Origin of the sequence: Pseudonocardia sp. Ae150A_Ps1 (genome assembly GCF_001932315.1) — a bacterium.
GTDB lineage: Bacteria > Actinomycetota > Actinomycetes > Mycobacteriales > Pseudonocardiaceae > Pseudonocardia.
This window is the reverse complement of the sequence record NZ_MCIJ01000001.1, coordinates 1210545-1227885: the sequence shown is the minus strand read 5'-3', so window position 1 is coordinate 1227885 and position 17341 is coordinate 1210545. Positions and strand designations below refer to the sequence as shown.

The 17341-nt window shown below is 77.0% G+C and carries 3 protein-coding genes; 2 read left to right on the top strand and 1 reads right to left on the bottom strand.

Going from position 1 to position 17341, the window contains the following annotated elements:
• Window positions 1-58 precede the first annotated feature (58 nt).
• Entirely contained in the window at window positions 59-13819 is a 13761-nt protein-coding gene (locus Ae150APs1_RS05295) for a non-ribosomal peptide synthetase (RefSeq protein ID WP_075296170.1), read from the top strand.
• A 35-nt stretch (window positions 13820-13854) separates the two neighbouring features.
• Window positions 13855-15084 (top strand): GNAT family N-acetyltransferase, encoded by a 1230-nt coding sequence (locus tag Ae150APs1_RS30295; RefSeq protein WP_139316808.1) that lies wholly within the window; start codon window positions 13855-13857, stop codon window positions 15082-15084.
• On the opposite strand, the gene betT is transcribed toward Ae150APs1_RS30295, so the two are convergent.
• Complete coding sequence (betT, locus tag Ae150APs1_RS05285) at window positions 15081-17237, bottom strand: choline BCCT transporter BetT (RefSeq protein WP_075296168.1); 2157 nt, start codon at window positions 17235-17237, stop codon at window positions 15081-15083. The genes Ae150APs1_RS30295 and betT overlap by 4 nt on opposite strands.
• Between the last annotated feature and the right edge of the window lie 104 nt (window positions 17238-17341).

The following is a 17341-nucleotide window of genomic DNA, read 5'->3' as shown; positions in this document are numbered from 1 at the left end:
CGCCGTGCCCGCCCCCGACACCGCCGCCCGAGACACCGCGCCGAGCAGGAGCCCGACCGTGACCCGCACGCTGCCGTCCCCGTCCGAGAGCCCGTCGGACGATCTCGCCACCTGGCCGGAGCTGTTCGCGGAACGGGTGGCCGCGGACCCGGACGCCGTCGCCGTCGTCTGCCGCGACTCCTCCCTCACCTACGCCGAGCTGGACGAGCGGACCGCGCGCCTGGCGTCGGTGCTGGTCGCGCGGGGGGCCGGCCCGGAGACCCTGGTCGCGCTGGCGGTGCCGCGCGGGATCGAGCTGGTCGTCGCGCAGGTGGCGATCCTCCGGTCCGGTGCCGCCTACCTGCCGGTGGACCCGGACCAGCCGTCCGCGCGCACCGGGCTGGTGCTCGACGACGCCCGGCCCGCCCTGCTGCTCAGCACCCGCGAGGTCGCCGCCGACCTGCCCGGCGACCTGCCCGCGGTGCTGCTCGACGACGACGCCGACCGGGCCGAGATCGCCGCCGCCCCTCCCGTGGCGCCGCCGGTGACCGACGTCCGGTCCGCCGCCTACGTGATCCACACGTCCGGCTCGACCGGCCGGCCCAAGGGCGTGGTGCTGACCCACGCCGGCGTCGCGCAGCTCGTCGCCACCCAGACCGAGCGGCTCGGCGTCGGCGCGTCCGACCGGGTCCTCGGGTTCGCCTCGACCGGGTTCGACGTCGCGTTCTGGGAGCTGTGCATGGCGCTGCTCTCCGGCGGGCGGCTGGTGCTGGTGCCCTCGGAGCTGCGGCTCCCCGGGGCGGAGCTGGCGGACTACGCCCGTGACCACGGCGTCACGGTGATGGCGCTGCCGCCGGCACTGCTGGCCGCGCTGCCGCCGGACGTCGACCTGCCGCGCGCCACCCTGCTCGCCGGCACCGAGCGGGTCTCGCCCGAGCTGGTGGCGCGCTGGGGCCGGGGACGCCGGATGGTCAACGCCTACGGCCCGACCGAGGCGACCGTGAACTCCACCCTCGGCGAGTGCGACCCGGCCCGGACCGGGACCACCGTGCCGATCGGCGTGCCGGACCCGATGACCACCGTGCACGTGCTCGGCCCTGACCTGCGCCCGGTCGGCGACGGCGAGCCCGGCGAGCTCTACCTCGGCGGCCCCGGCCTGGCCCGCGGCTACCTGAACCGGCCGGGGCAGACCGCCGACCGGTTCGTCGCCGACCCGTTCGGTGGGCCGGGGGAACGGCTCTACCGCACCGGTGACCTGGTCCGCCGGGACGCGCTCGGCGAGCTGGAGTTCCTCGGCCGCGCCGACGACCAGCTGAAGGTCCGCGGCTACCGGATCGAGCCGGGCGAGATCGAGTCGGTGCTGCGGGCGCACCCGCACGTCGCCGACGCCGTCGTCGGGGTGCACGAGCCCGCCCCCGGTGACCGGCGGCTCGCCGCGTGGGCGGTGCCCGCGCTGGACGCCGGCGACGGCACCGACCAGGTCACCGCCTGGAAGGACGTCCACGAGCTGCTCTACGCGGCCACCTCGGCCCCGGACGGCGACCCGACCGGCTACGAGGGCGGGTTCGCCGGCTGGAACTCCACCTACGACGGCACCGCCATCCCGCGCGACGACATGCGTGCCTGGCGGGACGCCACCGTCGACCGGATCCGCGCCCTCGGCCCCGGGCGGGTGCTGGAGCTGGGCGTCGGCAACGGGCTGCTGCTCGCCGAGCTCGCCGGCGGCGCGGGCTGCCCCCGCTACGTCGGCACCGACCTGTCCGCCGAGGCGGTCGCCGCGCTCGACCGCTGGGTGCAGGGTCGGCCGGAGCTGCGCGACGTCGTCGAGCTGCACGCCGCGGCGGCGCACGAACTGGACGACCTCACCGGGCCGTTCGACACCATCGTGATCAACTCGGTGGTCCAGTACTTCCCGGGGCCGGAGTACCTGACCGACGTGCTGCACCGCGCCGCCGCGCTGCTCGCCCCCGGCGGGGCGCTGTTCGTCGGCGACGTCCGGCACGCCGGGCTGCTGCGGACGTTCCGGGCCGGGGTGCTGGGCGCCCGGAACCCGGAGGCCGACCCGGCCGGCCTGCGCCGCGACCTCGACGCGGCGGTGGCGTGGGAGGGCGAGCTGCTCTGCCACCCGGACTTCTTCACCGGACTCGACGGGTTCGCCGGGACCGAGGTCAGGATCAAGCGCGCCGACGCGCACGACGAGCTGTCCCGCTACCGCTACGACGTCGTCCTGCGCGTGCCCGGTGGCCCCGCGCCGGCGGGCGAGGGGCCCCGTCCCGTGGAGCTCGGCTGGGCGGAGGCCGGCGGGAGCGCGTCCGCGCTGGCCGACGCCGTCCGGTCCGCACTCGGTGCGGGGCCGGACGCACTGCGCGTCACCGGCGTCCCGGACCTGCGCTCGGCGGCGGACCGGGCGACCCGGACCCGGATCGACGGCGAGCCCGGCGCGGCGGACGGCGCCGACCCGGAGGAGCTGCTGCGGCTCGGCGAGTCCCTCGGCTACACCGCCGAGGGCACCTGGGGCCCGGAGCCGACGGTGGAGCTGGTCTTCACCCGGCCCGGGGTGGCCGCCGGGCCGCTGTACCGGCCGGTGGGGACCGACGTGCCGGTGCACCGCCCGGCCCCGTTCCGCGACGTGGACGTGCTGGTCGGCGTGCTGCGCGAGCACCTGCGCGAGCGGCTGCCGGAGTGGATGGTCCCGGCCGCCGTCGTGCCGGTGCCGGCGATCCCGGTGCTGGCTAACGGCAAGACCGACCGGGCCGCGCTGCCCGCCCCGGACCTGTCCGCGCAGGTGCGTGGCACGCGGCCGGGGACCTCGCGCGAGGAGCTGCTCTGCACGCTGGCGTCCGAGGTGCTCGGGGTACCCGGGATCGGCGTCGACGACGACTTCTTCGCCCTCGGCGGCGACTCGGTGCTGTCGATCCGGCTGGTCGTCCGGGCCCGCGAGGCCGGGCTGGCGATCACCCCGCGGCAGGTGTTCACGCACCGCACGCCGGGCGAGCTGGCACCGGTCTGCTCCGCGTACCTCGGTGCGGCGGAGGCCGCCCCGGCCGTCGAGCTGGACGACGCCGCGCGCGCGACGCTCGGCGCCCTGGACGGGATCACCGCCGTCGGGCCGGTGTCCCCGCTGCAGGAGGGCTTCTTCTTCCACGCGGCGCTGGACCCGGCCGACACGTCCTACGTCGTGCAGGAGGTCCTCGACCTCGGCGGGCCCGGGCTCGACCCGGCCGCCCTCCGGGACGCCGTGCAGGACCTCCTCGACCGGCACCCGCAGCTGCGGGCCGGGTTCGCCCAGCGCGCCGACGGCCGCGTCGTGCAGGCCGTCGCCGGCCGGGCCACGCTGCCTTGGACCGAGCACGACCTCGTCGACGAGCGCGGTGCCGGTGCCGCCGCCACCGCGGTGCTGGACGCCGAGCGGGCCCGCCCGTTCGACCTCGCGCGCCCCCCGCTGCTGCGCGCCGCCCTGCTGCACACCGGCCCCGGCCGGGCCCGGCTCGCACTGACCTTCCAGCACGCCGTGCTCGACGGCTGGTCGGTCGCGCTGCTGGTCGGTGAGCTGCGGGAGGCCTACGCGGTCCGCCGCGCGGGCGTCGCCCCGGAGCCGGACCCGGCCCCGGACGCCCGGCTGCGCGCGTGGTTCGACCACCTCGCGGGCCTCGACACACCCGGGGCGAGGACCGCCGCCCGCGAGGTGTGGGACGCCGAGCTGGCGGGCGCCGAGCCGGTCCGCCTGCTCGACGCCCTGCCCGCCCCGGCCGGCCCCGCGGCACCGTCCGGCGGCCCGCACCACACGCGGACCGCCACGCTCGACCGCACCGCGACCGCCGCACTGGACCGGGCCGCGCGGGCACTCGACGTCACGCCGTCGACGCTGCTGCACACCGCGTGGGCGCTGGTCGTCGGCGACCTCACCGGCTCGCCGGACGTGCTCATCGGGAGCACCGTCTCCGGCCGCGACGCCGCCGTCGACGGGATCGGCGAGGCCGTCGGCCTGTTAGTGAACACCGTCCCGGTGCGGCTGCGGCGCAGCCCCGGCGAGCCGCTGTCGGCGGCGCTGCGCCGGATGCAGACCGGCCGGACGGCGGTGCTCGACCACCCGCAGGTGCGGCTGGCCGACCTGCAACGCGGCCGTGGGGAGCTGTTCGACTCGATCGTCGTCGTGGAGAACTTCCCTGCCCCGGACGCCGGTCCCGGCGACCTGGAGATCGGCGACGTCGAGGTGCGGGACGCCGTGCACTACCCGGTCGCACTCGTCGTCGGGGTGGGTCGGGAGACCGCGATCGTGCTCAAGCACGACCCGCGCCGGGTCGACGCCGCCACCGCGGACCTGCTGGTCGGGCTGCTGCGCGACCGGATCGACGCGCTCGTCGGCACACCCGGCCGGGCGCTCGGCTCGCTCCCGCTGCGCACCGGCGACGAACCGGCCGCGGGGGAGACCCGCCCGCCCGACATCCGCACGCTGGCCGAGCGGGTCGCCGACGGCCTGGCCCGGGACCCGGGGGCGACCGCCGTCGTCGCCCCGGACGGGCGGCTGACCGCCGCCGAGCTGGACCGCCGCTCGGCCGCGCTGGCCGGGGCGCTGCGCGAGCGCGGCGCCGGTGGCCCGGGCGCCGTCGTCGGCGTCGCGGTGCCGCGGTCGGCCGAGCTGCTCGTCGCGCTGCTGGGCATCGTCCGGGCGGGGGCGGCGTACCTGCCGCTGGACCCGGAGCACCCGGCGGAGCGGCTCGCGCACGTCGCCGGGGACGCCGGCGTCGGCACCGTCCTCGTCGGGGCCGGAAACGACCCGCTGCCGGAGCTGCCCGGCGTCACCCGGCTCGCGGTCGCGGACCTCGCCGACGGCCCGGTGCCTGCCGACCTGCCGTTCCCGCACCCGGACGACGCCGCCTACCTGATCTACACCTCCGGCTCGACCGGACGGCCGAAGGGCGTGGTCGTCAGCCACCGCGCGATCGGCAACCGGCTCGACTGGATGCAGGACGCCTACCCGCTGGGCCCCGACGACCGGGTGCTGCAGAAGACCCCCGCCGGGTTCGACGTGTCGGTGTGGGAGTTCTTCTGGGGCCCCGCACAGGGCGCGACGACCGTGCTCGCCCGGCCCGGCGGGCACCGCGACCCGGAGTACCTCGCCGATCTCGTCCGCGACGAGCGGGTCACCACGATGCACTTCGTGCCCTCGATGCTGGAGGGCTTCCTGGCCGCCGAGCGGGTCACCGCCGACCCGGGGTGGGCGGCACCGCTGCGCCGCGTGTTCTGCTCCGGCGAGGCGCTGCCCGCCGCCGCGGCCCGGCGCTGGCACGAGCTGACCGGCGTCGCGCTGCACAACCTGTACGGCCCGACCGAGGCCGCCGTCGACGTCACCGCGTACGCCGTCCCCGCCGACCCGGGCGCGACCGTCCCGATCGGACGGCCGGTGGCCAACACCCGCACCCACGTGCTCGACCCCGCGTTGCGCCCGGTCCCGGACGGCGTCCCCGGCGAGCTCTACCTGGCGGGAGTGCAGCTGGCCCGCGGCTACCACGCCCGCCCCGGGCTGACCGCCGACCGGTTCGTCGCCGACCCGTTCGGCAACCCGGGCGAGCGGCTCTACCGCACCGGCGACGTCGTGCGCCGCACCGGCGGCGAGCTGGAGTACCTGGGCCGCGAGGACGGCCAGGTCAAGATCCGCGGGCAGCGGATCGAGCTGGGCGAGATCGAGGCCGAGCTGGACGCCCTGGACGGCGTCGAGCGCGCCACCGTCGTCGTCCGCCGGGACGGCCCGGCGTCGGCACTCGTCGGGTACGCCGTCGGCCCGGCCGACGGGACCGCGCTGCGGGACGAGCTGGCCCGCCGGCTGCCGGAGGCGATGGTGCCGGTCGCCGTCGTCGTCCTCGACGACCTGCCGCTCACCCCGAACGGCAAGCTCGACCGCGCGGCGCTGCCCGCCCCCGGCGCGTCCGCGGCCGGTCCCGCCCGCGAGCCCGCCACGGACGCCGAGCGCACCCTGTGCGCCGCGTTCGCCGAGGTCCTCGGCCGGGAGACGGTCGGCCCGGACGACGATTTCCTCGCACTCGGCGGGGACTCGATCACCTCCATCGCCGTCTCGTCCCGGGCCCGCCGGGCCGGGCTGGACGTCGGCCCGGCCGACGTCCTCACCGGCCGCACCCCTGCCGCCGTCGCGGCCGGGGCGGGGGAGACCGCGGACGCGCTCCCGCCGCTGCCGGCGCCGGAGCCCGGCGTGGCCGAGCGGGTCCGCGCGGTCGCGGGTGGCGAGGTCGCCGAGGTGTGGCCGCTGTCCCCGCTGCAGGAAGGCCTGTACTTCCACGCCACGCTCGACGGCTCCGAGCACGACGTCTACACCGTCCAGGAGACCGTCGAGCTCGACCACGAGCTGGACCTCGACCGGTTCCGGGCGGCCGTCGCGACGATGCTGGAGCAGCACGCCGCGCTGCGCGCCGGGTTCACCGACGACGGCCTCGACGAGCCCGTCCAGTTCGTCGCGGAGTCCCTGGCAACGCCGGTCGAGCTGGTGGAGGTCGGCTCGGCCGCGGAGCTCGACCGGCGCACCGCGGCCGACCGGGCCGCCCCGATCGACCTCGCCGTGCCGCCGCTGTTCCGGATCACCGTCCTGCGTCACGAGGGCCGGGACCGGGTGCTGGTCCACCGGCACCTGCTGATCTGGGACGGCTGGTCGGCCTGGCTGTTCCTGGAGAACCTGTTCGCCGCCTACGACGGCGAGATCCGCCCGGAACCGGGCGGCAGCTACCGCGACCTGCTGGCCTGGCTCGCCGCCCGCGACCCGGAGCCGGGCCGCGAGGCCTGGCGGACCGCGCTCGCCGGGCTGGACGAGCCCACCCTGGCCGGGCCGCCGCCGGGCACCGCGCCCGGGCCGGTCACCGAGACCCACCTCGACCTCGACGCCGCCACCTCGGACCGGCTGCGCGCGCTGGCCCGGGAGCGCGGCGTCACCCCGAACACCGTGCTGTCCACCGTCTGGGCGCTCGCGCTGGCCGCCGGGACCGGGCGGACCGACGTCGTGTTCGGCACCTCGGTGGCGGGCCGCCCCGCGGCGGTGCCGGACGTGGAGAACGTGATCGGGCTGTTCCTCAACACCGTTCCCGCCCGGGTGGTGCTGCAGCCCGGGGAGACCGCGGGCGCGCTGCTGTCCCGGGTGCAGGACGAGCGGCTCGCGCTGCTGCCGCACGAGACCGTCGGGCTGGGGGAGATCCAGCGCCTGGCCGGGCACCGGCCCCTGTTCGACACGCTCTACGTCTACCGGCCGGAGGGCGGCGAGCAGCGCATCGCCGAGCTCGGCGACCGGCACGGGATCACCGGCCTGCACAACGCCGACGCCACCCACTATCCGCTCACGCTGATCGTCACCCCCGGCGAGCGGTTCCGGATCACGCTGTCGCACACCGTCGGCGACGAGGCGGCCGCGGCGTGGACGGGCCGCGTCGAGCGGCTGCTGTCCGGGCTGCTGGACGCCCCGGACGAGCCGGTCGCGACGCTCGACCCGCTGTCCGGCGACGAGCGCGCGGCCGTCACCCGGACCCGGGACGGCGGCACCGTCGACCTCGGCGACGACACGATCGCCGACCTGCTCGCCGGGCGGGCCGCGGTCGCCGCGGACGACCTCGCGCTGGTCTCGGGAACCGACCGGCTCACCTACGCCGAGCTGGACGCCGCGGTGAACCGCACCGCGCGGCTGCTGCTGGCGCGCGGCGCCGGACCGGAGACCGTCGTCGCGCTGGGGCTGCCGCGCTCGCACGAGACCGTGATCGCGCTGTTCGCGATCCTGCGGACCGGGGCGGCGTACCTGCCGTTGGAGCTGGACCACCCGGCCGCCTGGCTGGTCGAGACGATGCGCGATGCCCGCCCGGTCGCGCTGCTCAGCACCACCGCCGTCGCGCCGACCCTGTCCGACGCCGGCGTGCCCGCTGTCCTGCTCGACGACCCCGCCACCGCCGCCGAGCGGGCGGCCCTGGACGGCGGCCCGCTGTCCGGCGGCGAGCTGGGCGCGTTCGCCCCCGGCACCCCGGGCCGGCTCGACGTGCCCGCCTACGTCATCTACACCTCCGGCTCCACCGGGAAGCCGAAGGGCGTCGTCACCCCGTACCGGGGCCTGACGAACATGCAGCTCAACCACCGCGCGGAGATCTTCGACCCGGTCGTCGCCGACGTCCGGTCCCGGCGCGGCCCGGACGCCCGGCTGCGGGTGGCGCACACCGTGTCGTTCGCCTTCGACATGAGCTGGGAGGAGCTGCTCTGGCTGGTGGAGGGGCACGAGGTGCACGTCGCGGACGAGGAGCTGCGCCGCGACGCCGAACGCCTGGTCGCCTACTGCGACGCGAACGAGGTCGACGTCGTCAACGTGACCCCGACCTACGCCGCGGCGCTGCTCGACACCGGGCTGCTCGCGCAGCGGCCGATGCCGCTGGTGCTGCTCGGCGGGGAGGCGGTGTCCGACGCCGTCTGGACCGCACTGCGCGACGCCGACGGGGTGCTCGGCTACAACCTCTACGGCCCCACCGAGTACACGATCAACACCCTCGGGGCGGGGACCGTCGACTCGGACACCCCCGCGGTCGGACGGCCGATCACCAACACCACCGCGCACGTCCTGGACGCCTGGCTGCGGCCGGTCCCGGACGGGGTGCCCGGCGAGCTCTACATCGCCGGTGACGGCCTCGCCCGCGGCTACCTGGGCCGCTACGGCCTGACCGCGGACCGGTTCGTCGCGGACCCGTGGTCGCCGGGCGGCCGGATGTACCGCACCGGTGACCTGGTGCGACGCCGGCCCGGGCCGAACGGGGACGGGATCCTCGACTTCCTCGGCCGCACCGACGACCAGGTCAAGATCCGCGGGCACCGGGTCGAGCCCGGCGAGGTCGCCGCGCTGCTCGACGCCGACCCGGCCGTCGCGCGGGCCGCGGTCGTCGCCGACCGCTCCGGCCCGGGTGGGATCGCCCGGCTCGTCGGCTACGTCGTGGCCGGCGGAGACGGCCGAGGCGGCGGAGACGGCGGAGGAACCGACACCGCCGCCGAGCTGCCGCGCCGGCTGCGCGACGACCTGCGGGACCGGCTGCCCGACCACCTGGTGCCGGCCGCGGTCGTCGTCGTGGAGGACCTTCCGCTGACCGTCAACGGCAAGCTCGACACCGGCGCGCTCCCGGCCCCCGACCTGGCCCCGGCCGGGCAGGGCCGCCCGCCCGCGACGCCGGCCGAGGAGACGCTGTGCGCGCTGTTCGCGCAGGTCCTCGAACTGGACCGGGTCGGGCCGACCGACGACTTCTTCGACCTCGGCGGGCACTCGCTGCTCGCCACCCGGCTGCTGTCCCGGGCACGGACCGCGCTCGGCGCCGACCTCGTGCTGCGCGACCTGTTCGCCGCACCCACCCCGGAGCTGCTCGCGGACCGGTCGGGCGCCGCCGGCCCGCAGCAGGCCCGGCCGGAGCTGGTCGCCCGGGACCACGGCGATACGCTGCCGCTGTCCGCGGCGCAGTCCCGGCTCTGGCTGGTCGCCCAGCACGGCGGCGGGGCGGCGTACAACTTCCCGCTGACCCTGCGCCTGCGGGGCGAGCTCGACACCGGGGCGCTGTCCGCCGCGCTGGACGACGTCGTCGCCCGGCACGAGGCGCTGCGCACCGTCGTCGAGGATGCGGGACCGCGGCAGCGGATCCTCCCCGCGCCGCACGTGCCCGTCACCGTGACCGACGTGGACGAGGACGAGATCGCCGGCCTGGTCGCAACGGAGATCGACCGGCCCTTCGACCTCGCCCGGGACATCCCGATCCGGGCCACGGTCCTGCGGACCGGGCCGCGCGAGCAGGTGCTGGCACTGATGCTCCACCACATCGCGACCGACGAGTGGTCGGACCGCCCCCTGCTCGACGACCTCGCCACCGCCTACACCGCCCGCGCCGGGGGTGCGGCACCGTCGTGGGAGCCGCTGCCGGTGCAGTACGGCGACCACACGCTCTGGCAGGCCGAGCTACTCGGCGACCCGGACGACCCGGCGTCGCTCGCGCACGACCGGCTCGCCTGGTGGGACGACACCCTGGCCGGTGCGCCCGAGGAGATCGAGCTGCCCGCCGACCGGCCCCGCCCGGCCCGGCCGACGTTCGCCGGCGGGCTCGTCGAGCAGCCGCTCCCGGCCGCGGTCCGGGACGGCGTGCACGCGCTGGCCCGCACCCACGGCGCCAGCCCGTTCCTGGTGCTGCACGCCGCCGTCGCGGCGCTGCTGACCCGGCTCGGGGCCGGCACCGACCTGCCGCTCGGTGCGCCCGTCACCGGCCGCACCGACGAGCGGCTGGAGGACCTCGTCGGGTTCTTCGTCGACACCGTCGTGCTCCGCACCGACACCGCGGGCGACCCGTCCCCGGCCGAGCTCGTCGCCCGGGTGCGGGACGCCGACCTGGCCGCGTTCGCCCACGCGGAGGTGCCGTTCGACGCCGTCGTCGAGCGGGTCAACCCGCCCCGGGAGCCGGGCCGCAACCCGCTGTTCCAGGTGATGGTGGCGCACCACGCCCGGCCCGGCGGCGAGATCATCGCCCTCCCGGGGATCACCGCGTCCGAGGAGCCCGTCGAGGCGACGACCGCGAAGTTCGACCTCGTCTTCTCCTTCGTCGAGACGGCCGGCTCCCTCGGCCTGCACCTGGAGTACTCGGCCGAGCGGTTCGACCGCGCCACCGCGGAGGCACTGGCCGCCCGGTTCGCGGCCGTGGCCGCGGCCTTCACCACCGCGCCGGACACCCCGGTCGGCGGGATCGACCTGCTCACCGCCGACGAGCACCGCGCGCTGGCCGACCGCTCCGGCGACCGGACCGGCGGCGGGGTCTTCCCGGGTGCGCTGTCCACGGTGGCCGCGGGCTGGGCCGACGCGACCCCGGACGCCGTCGCGGTGACCGACGCGTCCGGCGACCTGTCCTACGCCCGGCTGGAGGACCGTGCCGCCGGGGCCGCCGCGCACCTGGCAGCGGCCGGGATCGGGCGGGGCGACGTCGTCGCCGTCGCGGTCGGGCGGGACGCCGGGCTGGTCGCGACCGTGCTGGGACTGTGGCGGCTCGGTGCCGTGTGGCTGCCGCTGGACCCGGCGCACCCGGACGAGCGGCTCACCTTCCAGCTCACCGACTCCGGCGCGGGCGCGCTGGTCGTGACCGGCGAGCTGGACGACCGGATCCCGCACGTCGAGGGGATCGACCGGCTGCGGCCGGGCACCGCGCCCGACGCGCCCCCGCCGCTCGACCTCGGCCCGGACGACCCCGCGTACCTGATCTACACCTCCGGCTCCACCGGCCGTCCGAAGGCGGTGCTCGTGCCGCACGACGGCGTCGGGGTGCTGGCGGAGCTGGCCGCGGAGCGGTTCGGCGCCGACACCGGCTCGCGGGTGCTGCAGTTCGCCTCCGCCGGGTTCGACGTCGTCGTGTTCGAGCTGGCGATGGCGCTCGGCGCCGGCGGCCGGCTGGTCGTCGCCCCCGACGACGTCCGCACCGCCGGGCCGGAGCTGCCGGAGTTCCTGACCCGGCACGGCGTCACGCACGCCGCGATCCCGCCCGCGCTGCTCGGCGCGTTCGGCCCCGCTACGGAGCTGCCCGCGGGCATGCACGTGCTGGTCGGCAGCGAGGCGGTCCCGCCGGACCTGGTCGCCCGCTGGGCCGGCCGGGTCTCGCTGGTGGTCTGCTACGGCCTCACCGAGGCGACCGTGAACTCCACCCTCTGGACGGCGCACGCCGGCACCGACGGCCCCGTCCCGATCGGCGTCCCGGACCCGGGCACCGTCGTCCGGCTGCTCGACGAGCGCCTCCGGCCCGTCCCGGACGGCGTCGCGGGCGAGCTGTATGTCGGCGGTCGCGGCCTCGCGCTCGGCTACCGCGGCCGGGCCGGGCTCACCGCGGACCGGTTCGTCGCCGACCCGTGGGGCCCGCCGGGGGCGCGGCTCTACCGGACCGGCGACCGGGCCCGGTGGCACCACGGCGACCTGCACTTCCTCGGCCGCACCGACGAGCAGGTCAAGGTCCGCGGGCACCGGGTGGAGCCCGGCGAGATCGCTGCCGTGCTCACCGACCACGACGACGTGCGGCAGGCCGTCGTGCTGCCGCGCGGCGCCGGCCTGGCCGCCTACGTGGTGCCCGAACCGGGCGCCACCGCGGGGCAGGCGGAGCTGCGTGCGCACGCCGCGGACCGGCTGCCGGACGCGCTGGTGCCGGGCGCCGTCGTCGTGCTGGACGGGCCGCTGCCGCTCACGCCGAACGGCAAGCTCGACCGGCGCGCCCTGGACCGGCTCCCGCTGCCGGGGGCCGCGGGATCCGGGGGCGGCGGCACGCCGGAGCAGCGCCGCCTCGCGGACCTGGTCGGCGAGGTGCTCGGCCTCGACCCCGACACGGTCGGGCCGGAGGACGACTTCTTCGCACTCGGCGGGCACTCGATGGCCGCGATGCGGCTGATCGGCCGGGTGCGGGCCCGTACCGGCGCGGACCTGTCCGTGCGCGACGTGTTCGACGCCCCGACCGTGGCCGCGCTGGCCGGGCTGCTGGCGCGGCGGCCGTCGGACCGGCCGGAGCTCGTCGCGGGCCCGCCCGCGTCGCCGGACGGGGAGCCGCTGGCGCCCGCGCAGGAGTGGCGCTGGGCCCGGCACCGGATCGACCCGCGGCCGGACCACGCGCTGGTGCTGCGCCCGGACACCCCCTACGACGTCGCGGCGCTCGCGGCGGCGGTGGACGACGTCGTCGCCCGGCACGAGCCGCTGCGCTCGGTGGTCGTGCCGCACGACGACGGCGCGCGACGCCTGGTGCACGACGCGGGGACCGGACTGGTGGAGAGCGGCCGGCCGGCGTCGGAGCTGGCCCGCGAGCCGTTCGACCTGACCGGCGAGCCGCCGTTCCGCGCGGTGCTCACCACCGGGCCGGACGGCGGGCACGAGCTGGTCCTCGTGCTGCACTACCTCGGCGTCGACGAGTGGTCGGTGGTGCCGCTGCTGCGTGACCTCGCCACCGCCTACGACGCCCGCCGGTCCGGCCGGGCACCGGAGTTCACCCCACTGCCGGTCACCGCGACCGACCACGCCCGCTGGGCCCGCGCCCTCGCGGAGGGCGACCGGTACGCCCGGTCGATCGCGCACTGGCGGGCCGCGCTGGCCGGGGTGCCTGCGCCGGTCGACGCGGACACCCCCGACGGCTGCGCGCGGCGCACCGCCGACGCGTCCGTGCCCGCCGGCGACCCGGCCGACCCGGCCGAACCGGCCGGCCCGGCCGCGGCTGGGACCGTCGTCACCGAGCTCGACCCGGAGCTGCGGGCCGACGTCGAGGGGCTGGCCCGCCGGGAGCGGGCCGGGCTGTTCACCGTCGTGCAGTCGGCGCTGGCCGTGGTCCTGGCCCGGCGCGGCGTGCCGGCACCCGTACCGACGGCGTCGTTCGTGGCCGGGCGCACCGAGGCCGCGCTGACCGACCTCGTCGGCGGCGTCGCGGACGTCGCCGTGCTGCCGGTGCACCCCGGGTACCGTGGCCTGGACGCCGGGCTGCTGCGCGCCACTCGTGCCGACGACCTCGCGGGCTACGACCACACCGCGGTCGGGTTCGCCGCCGTCGTCCGGGAGGTGTGGGGCGCCGATCCCGCGCTGGCGCGGCCGTCGGTGCTGCTCGTGCCGCACGAGGACACCGGGCTGTCCGGCGAGCAGCGGGTCCTCGGCACACTGGACGCGCTCGACGTCGGCGGCGCGACCGCCGACCTGACCGTGAGCATCGCAGAACCGCAGGGGGAGGGCCCGATCGTGCTGGAGCTGACCCACCGGCTCACCGCCTGGGAGACCGGCGCCGTCCGGGAGCTGGCGGGTGAGCTCGTCGACGAGCTGCGTGCGGCGGTACGCCGGTGACCCGGGTGGTGCGGGCCGGCAGGAGCGGGCCGCCCGTGCTCACCCCGCCGTCGGCCGGGGAGGCGCAGCAGGCGCTGCTGCGGGACCTCCTGCGCGACACGCACGCCGAGCCGGTGCCGGGGCCGATGCTGGTCCCGCTGCCGTCGGTCGGGATGAGCGTGGTCGCCGACGTCGCGGAGGTGTCCCCGGTCGGGACGCACCGGTTCGCCCGGATCGCCCTCGGCACGTCCGACGGCGGCCTGGAGCCCGACCCCGACCCGGACGAGCTGGCCGCGGCGCTGACCACGGAGCTGGCGGCCCGCTCCGGACCGACCGGCGCCACCCGTGCGGCGCCGCCCGGTGCCGGACTCCCCGGGGACGCCCCGCGGGACCCGGTCGCCGCGGTCGGTCCCGCGCTGGGAGCGCTCCGGCAGCACCTGGCGCACGCCACGAACGGCGCCGCTGCCAGGGCCCGGGACGCCTGCGCCGCGGTCCTGCTCGACGGCCTGCTCCCGCGGGTCGCCGCCGGTGCCCCCGGCGCGGAGACCGAGCGGGCCCGGCTGGACGCGCTGACCGGACGGCTCGTGGGCGCCCGGGACGACGAGGCCCCCGGCCCGGTCCGGGACGCGCTCGGCTCCTGGCTGTCCGACCCGTACCTGCCGCGCCGCCCGGTGCTGCACCCGTCGGCGTGGCAGCGGGTCCGGAACCCGCTGGTCCCGGTGGGGCCGGTGGCGGTGGCCGACCCGCCGGTGCCGGAACGGGCCGGCCGGTTCCGGCTGCGCCGCGCCACCCCCGGCGGCCCCGACCTGGACACCCTGGCCGGCTGGATGCGCCGGCCCGAGGTGATCCGGTTCTTCGGCCAGCCGTGGCCGGACCGGCGCTGGGCCCGTGAGCTCGCCGGGCACGGCCCGGGCAGCGGCACGGCCGCCGTCCTGGTCGACGACACCACCGATCCCGGTGCGGGTCCGGTCGCCTACCTGGAGCTCTACCGCCCGGTCCGGCACGCGCTGGCCCGCGGGTTCCCGGCCGGCCCGGACGATCTCGGGGTGCACGTCTGCGTCGGTGCGGCGCACCGGCGGGGGACCGGTGGTGCGCTGCTGGGCGCGGTCGCCGACGCCCTGCTGGCGGCGGAGCCGGGCTGCCCGCGGGTGCTCGCCGAACCGGACGCCCGCAACGACGCCGCGCTCGGCGCGTTCCGCCGGGGCGGGTTCACCCACGCCGAGACGGTCGCGCTCCCGCACAAGGACGCGGCGATCGTCGTGCGGGAGCGCCGGGCGGGCGCCTAGCTCGACGCCTCCCGCTCCAGCCGGAGCAGCTCGAGGTGCTGCTCGTACTGGTCGAGGAGGTCGTCGACGAGCTGGCCGTAGCTGTACCCCATGACGGTGTAGCCCCGGCCGCCGCCCTGCAGGTGCACCTCGACGCGGTGGTGGTCCGTCCAGGACGCCGCCTCGGCCGTCTCGATCCCGGCCGGGGCGGGGAGCGCGCTCCCGGTGGCGCCGGTGAAGCGGGGCAGGCCGGTCACCCGGGGCACCAGCCGGTAGACGAACGGCAGCGTCTCGTGCACGTCGGCCACCAGCTCCAGGGGCTGCATCCCGTCCGGACGGTCCTCGCCGGGCTCGACCTCCGGGGCGTCGGTGTCGTCGCAGCGCTGCACCCGGGTCGGGACGCCCTGCGCGCGCAGCTCGGCCGCGACGTCGTCGAGCACGGTGGTCGCGGTCCCGGCCAGGAACTCGTCGGCCCCGTGCGAGTCGGCGTGGTCCATCGTGCGGCGCAGCCGCTGCCGCCAGTCCTTGCCCGCGTCCGGGTCGGGGCCGCCCGGCCGGCTCCGCCCGGACAGCAGGGCGGGCAGGCTGGACCGCCTGCTCTCCGACCGGTAATGCTCCAGCCGGAGCGCCTTGTAGAGCCCGAGCATCACCAGGACCATCACGAACGCGAACGGCAGCCCCATGATCACGGTCGCGTTCTGCAGCGTGGTGATCCCGCCGACGAACAGCATGCCGAGGGTGAGCAGGCCGGTCGCGGCGGCCCAGAAGATCCGGTTGGCGGCCGTGGCGTCGTCGCGGGGGGTCTTCCGGTAGGAGGTCAGGTTGGCCATGACCAGCGCGCCGGAGTCCGCGGACGTCACGTAGAAGAGCAGGCCGGTCAGGGTGGCGAGACCGGCCAGGAAGCCGGCCCACGGGTAGTCGGCGAGCAACGCGTAGAAACCCTGCTCCGGCTGGTTGACCGCCAGGTCGGCGAGCTCGGAGTCGCCGGAGCGGACGGCGTCCAGCGCGGCGTTCCCGAAGATCGAGATCCAGAACAGGATGTAGAGGAACGGGATCACCAGGGTGCCGACGACGAACTGCCGGATCGTGCGGCCACGCGAGATCCGGGCCAGGAACAGCCCGACGAACGACGCCCAGGCGATCCACCAGGCCCAGAAGAACAGCGTCCACAGGTTGAGCCACTCGCCGACGGCGGGGTCCGCCTGGTCGAACGCGAAGGTCTCCATGGTCAGCGCGGGGAAGCTCGACAGGTAGTCGCCCAGGTTGGTGACCAGGGCGTTGAGCAGGAACGACGTGTTCCCGGTGACCAGGATGAACAGGGCCAGCGCCAGCGCCGCGATCACGTTCAGCTCGGAGAGCCGCTTGATGCCCTTGTCCACCCCGGACACCGCCGACACGGTCGCGATGACCACCGCGACGACGACGAGCGCGGTCTGCGCGCCGAGTCCCTGCGGGATGCCGAACATCACGTTCAGCCCGACGTTGAGCAGCACCACGGCGATGCCGAGCGACGTCGCGATCCCGAAGATCGTGCCGAGGACGGCGGCGAGGTCGATCGCGTGCCCGACCCGGCCGAACACCCGCTTGCCGATCAGCGGGTAGAGCGCGGAGCGGATCGACAGCGGCAGCTCGCGGCGGTACGCGAAGTAGGCCAGCGCGATGCCCATCAGCGCGTACATGCCCCAGCCGGTGAGGCCGTAGTGGAACAGCGTCCACACGGTCGCCTCGCGGGCCGCCTCGACCGTGCCGCCCTCACCGACCGGGGGTGCGGTGAACTGGGTGACCGGCTCGGCGACCGAAAAGAACATCAGGTCGGTGCCGATCCCGGCGGCGAACAGCATCGCCGCCCAGGACAGGTTCGAGTAGTCCGGCTGCGAGTGGTCGGGCCCGAGCTTGATCGAGCCGTACCGGGACAGCGCCAGGAACAGCACGAACGCCAGGACGACGGTCGCGACCACGACGTAGAACCAGCCGAAGCCGCCGGCGATGAACTCGACGAGGAGTCCGATGACGGTGTCGGCGTTCTCCGGCAGGAGGATCGCCCAGGCCGCGACGAGCAGCACGCCGATCGCGGAGCCGTAGAAGACCGGCTTGTTGAGCCGGACCGCCGGCTCGTCGGGGACGCCGTCGTCCACCGGTCCGGACTGTGTCGTGCGGGACGGGCCGTCGCTCATCCGCTCGGACCTCCTCGGGATCGCGGTCGGGGTCGTACGCGACCGGGACCACCCGGCCAAACGGGACGACCCTATGCAGACCGCAACGCCCGCGTCAGCACCGC